The following is a 3858-nucleotide window of genomic DNA, read 5'->3' as shown; positions in this document are numbered from 1 at the left end:
GGAACCAGATCCAGCATCTCGTCGCTGTCGCAGCCCAGAAGCCGCAAGGCCCCGCTGCAGGCGGGGCAGGCACAGTTGGCCGTCGTTGGTTCGATGCGCTGCTCGATACGAGGCAGATGATCCGGCAGCGCCCGGTTCGGGGTGGCGCGTTCGCGGCTGGCAGGTGTGCTGACCCGAGCAGGTGCAGCCTCGGCTTCGCCTTCCAACTCTTCCAGAGCCAGTTCCAGCTGTTCGATCTGGCGGGACAGCTTCTCCGAGGACCGCCCGAAGGTCAGGCGGCGCAACTGGGCAAGCTGGACGCGCAGCGTCTCGATGAGCGTGTCGCGCGCAGCGACAGCGGCTTCCAGCTCGGCAATCCGAGCATCCTTGTCGAGGCAAGAAGGAGATGTCTGCGGCATACATTTTTATACCGCAGCAGGGCCTGCAGGGTCGTTATTAAAGACAAGGATTCCCGCAGTTTAGCCCGCCAGAAGCGGGGCTGTTGTTCTCTCGGGACGGCGCCAGTCGATCCCTTCGACGAGCATGGCGACCTGCGCCGGGCTCAAGCGAACCTTGCCGGTTTGCGTCATCGGCCAGACGAAGCGGCCCTTGTCCATTCTTTTGACGAACAGGCACAAGCAAGGCACAGGGAACCTCTGTAGAGGATGTTGATTCTGGTGGAGTAATCACTGTTGGCCTGCAAGGGCTGGTTGCTCTTGCACGATGGGTGGCTAGTCGTCATGCCGCAGGTGGTAAGAACGAGCATTCCGCGTTGGTCCGACCTGCCTTTGGACCGGAGACATCGCGCGAGCGTCCTGATCGGCCAGATGGCCATGCGTTGCTTGGTAATGTCAACGAATTGCCAGGAGATGATGCATGAGCCTGAACCTCATCACGATCACTCCGCCGGTTCAGAACAAGGTGACCGGCCAACATCGTGACCGTCTGGCCATCGTCTATGTCCGACAGTCGACGCTTCAACAACATGAACGCTGCCAGGAATCAACGCAGTTGCAGTATGGCCTGGCCGAGCATGCTTGCCGCCTGGGCTGGCCTCGATCGAAAGTCCTCGTCATCGACGAAGATTTAGGTTGCTCTGGTGCCAGCACCGAGGGTCGGCACGGCTTTCAGCGTCTGGTCGCCGAAGTGGGCCTTGGCCATGTCGGGCTTGTCCTGGGCTTTGAGGTGTCGCGCTTAGCCAGGTCCTGCCGCGACTGGTATCAACTGCTTGAGATCTGCGCGCTTGCCGGAACGCTGATTGCCGATAGCGACGGCGTCTACGATCCCACCACCTACAATGACCGCCTGCTACTTGGGCTTAAAGGCACGATGAGCGAGGCCGAGCTCCATATCATGCGTGCCCGTCTTGACGAAGGACGACGACATAAAGCAGCTCGCGGCGAACTGGGCCTCCATGTGGCCCGCGGCTATATGCGGCACCCCTCTGGCGAGGTGATCCTTGATCCTGATGAACGGGCGCGCGCGGCAATCGAGTGCGTATTTGATGTGTTTGAACGTCGGCGAAGTGTGCATGGCACCTTGAATTATCTGGTCACGCACGGCGTCAAGCTCCCGGATCGGATGCGCTATGGCCCGGCGAAAGGCGAGCTGGGCTGGACACTGCCCGAGCGCTCAGCAATCATCGGCATCCTCACAAACCCAATTTATGCCGGCGCTTATGTCTATGGCCGGCGATCGCCTCACAGATCAGGCGGTCGGCCGCGAAGTACGCCCTCCAGAGCGACAACCGACTGGCAGGTCTTCATCAAAGATCGGCTTCCGGCATATATCAGTTGGGAGCGGTTCGAGGAGATTCAGAAGCAGTTGCGCGCCAATCAGTCAAAGCATGGAGGCACGCCACGTGGCGGACCGTCGCTGCTTGCAGGAATCCTCATCTGCGGGCGCTGCGGATATCGCATGGCGACCTGTTACCGTAACAATGGACGTGGTCTGCGCTATCAGTGCATGCGCGGCCATATCTCCTATGCACGCTCGCCCTGTCAGGCGATCATGGGCTCGGCGATCGATCCAGCGGTCGGCGCACTCTTGCTCGAGGTGATGAAGCCCTCGGCGATCGAGGTCAGCCTGGCGGTTGCCGAGGACATTGAGCTGGAACGCAAGCGCGAACGACGCCAGCGCTCCCTCAACTTGGAGCAAGCGGCATACGAGGTGGAACGCCTGGAGCGGCAGTACAATGCCGTTGAACCGGAAAATCGTCTGGTTGCTCGGACCTTGGAGGCGCGCTGGGAAGCGGCGCTTGCCGAGCACGAGCGCCTCAAAGTCGAGAATGCTCGCATCGAAGAGCGGACGCCGCCGACGATAACCGAGAAGGAGCGTGCTGCGATCCGTCGCCTGGCGAATGACATTCCAGCGATCTGGGCCGCTCAGACAACGACAGCGGCTGAGCGCAAGGAAATCGCCCGCCTGCTTTTGGACCAGGTCACATTGTTTAGCGATGGCAGCGAAAAGTTTGAGATCGAGTGCCGCTGGGTGGGCGGCGACATCAGCCGCCACAAACTGGAAAAATCGGTGCGCTGGACGTCTCAGCTGACCAATTATGATGCGTTAAGAACGCGAATCATTGAACTCGCGGAGGCCGGACTTCGGCCACCCGCGATTGCACGGCAGCTCAATGCGGAAGAGTGGCGCAGCGCGCATGGTACTCCCTTCAACGCTAGCAAGGTCTGGTCACTCTTGCTCCGCTTGGGTCGCAAGCCTACGAACGCGGCCCCCAGCACGGTTGTGGTGCGTGATCCTGGTGAGATGACAGTCGCCGAGATCGCCTCAGCGCTCGATCAGCCGGTCAGCACAATCTATTACTGGATATATAAGGGCTGGCTACCGATACGGCGTGTGACGGCTTTGAATAGGGAGCTATACCTGATCCACCTCTCGGACGCGCAGAAGCTCGTTACCGAGCGTCAGATCGCGGCGAAGCAACCACAAAAATGGCTCCCTCCCACACCAGTCGACTGAATGCCTCGCGGTTTAAAGATAGCGAGGCTGAAACAAAGCTATTATGGAGAGGCATCATGGTTAAGGCACGCACAGGCCCTGGCCGTCGTACCAGAGCAGTTTGAGCAGATCGCCGCGCTTGCCTCGGAAAGCAAACAGCGCTCTTAAGTAGCGGATTCTCCGCCAGCACCTGCTGGGCCAGAACGGCCAGGCCGTCCAAACCCTTACGCATATCAGTCGCGCCGCAGGCCAAGTAAACCCTGGTCGAGGGCGGCAGCGGGATCATTGGCGCACGACGGCCAGAATACGGGCCAAGGCCTGCGGATCAACGTCGGCATCCACGATGAGCCGGATCCCCGAGGGCAACTCGATGCTGATCCGGCTGGCCCGCGCTGATGCTGACGGGGCAGGTAAATCCGCCGCAGTCATCTCAACCGCTGCAAAGACCGGCACCGCCGACGCAACACGGGTCAGTTCGCCAGACAAGGCCTGTCGCCGCCAGGAGTAGAGCTGCGCCGCGCTGACATCATGGCGCTCGCGGGCTCGTCGAAGTGAGCCATCCGGACCAAACGCATCGTGCAGGATCGCCAACTTCTGCTCCGCCGACCAACGACGCCGGCCAGAGACACGGCTAACGACTTCGATCCGACCAGTCATACGATCAGTCGTATGACTGGTCGCTCCAGTGTTCAAATCTGTTGTAACCTGATCCATGCGCCCCGTTCCTTCTCAGAGGAACAGCAATCAACGCGCTACGCAGCAGCCGTGCAAGGCGGCCTCCTGGCCCTTTCAATTACCCACAAATCGTCGCATGGGTGATTCCGCTGGACTCATTGCCGTTGCCCGAAGGGCGTCGCTCATGATTCGTTCCCGAGCACCAATTTTCTGGAGCGAGGTGCGCGGTGGACAGGACGACATCGGACA

Annotated in this window: 2 protein-coding genes and 3 pseudogenes; 1 reads left to right on the top strand and 4 read right to left on the bottom strand. The window is 60.4% G+C overall.

Annotation, left to right across the window (positions count from 1 at the left end; translation table 11 throughout):
* Both VIG90_RS14790 and tnpB (VIG90_RS14785) read right to left on the bottom strand, forming a co-directional pair.
* Positions 1–398, bottom strand: a pseudogene (locus VIG90_RS14790) (IS66 family transposase); the annotation flags it as partial.
* A gap of 60 nt (positions 399–458) precedes the next feature.
* Positions 459–617, bottom strand: a pseudogene (gene tnpB / locus VIG90_RS14785) (IS66 family insertion sequence element accessory protein TnpB); the annotation flags it as partial.
* 238 nt (positions 618–855) lie between these two features.
* Between tnpB (VIG90_RS14785) and VIG90_RS14780 the strand changes: the two are divergent.
* Entirely contained in the window at positions 856–2955 is a 2100-nt protein-coding gene (locus VIG90_RS14780; protein ID WP_331594287.1) for a recombinase family protein, read from the top strand.
* 66 nt (positions 2956–3021) lie between these two features.
* On the opposite strand, the pseudogene tnpB (VIG90_RS14775) reads toward VIG90_RS14780, so the two are convergent.
* Positions 3022–3220: pseudogene (gene tnpB, locus VIG90_RS14775) on the bottom strand (IS66 family insertion sequence element accessory protein TnpB); the annotation flags it as partial.
* Entirely contained in the window at positions 3217–3648 is a 432-nt protein-coding gene (tnpA, locus tag VIG90_RS14770; protein WP_331594286.1) for an IS66-like element accessory protein TnpA, read from the bottom strand. The gene tnpA and the pseudogene tnpB (VIG90_RS14775), both read right to left, overlap by 4 nt.
* Positions 3649–3858: the final 210 nt, after the last annotated feature.

The organism is Pedomonas sp., from assembly GCF_036515995.1.
In the GTDB taxonomy this organism is placed as follows: Bacteria; Pseudomonadota; Alphaproteobacteria; order Sphingomonadales; family Sphingomonadaceae; genus Pedomonas.
Note: the sequence above shows the minus strand (reverse complement) of the source record. Positions and strands in the feature narration are given on the sequence as shown.

What these genes read in the sequence shown, in the direction of transcription:
- VIG90_RS14780 (WP_331594287.1), top strand. Translation starts at nt 856, where the DNA reads ATGAGCCTGAACCTCATCACGATCACTCCGCCGGTTCAGAACAAGGTG.
- tnpA (WP_331594286.1), bottom strand. Translation starts at nt 3,648, where the DNA reads ATGGATCAGGTTACAACAGATTTGAACACTGGAGCGACCAGTCATACG.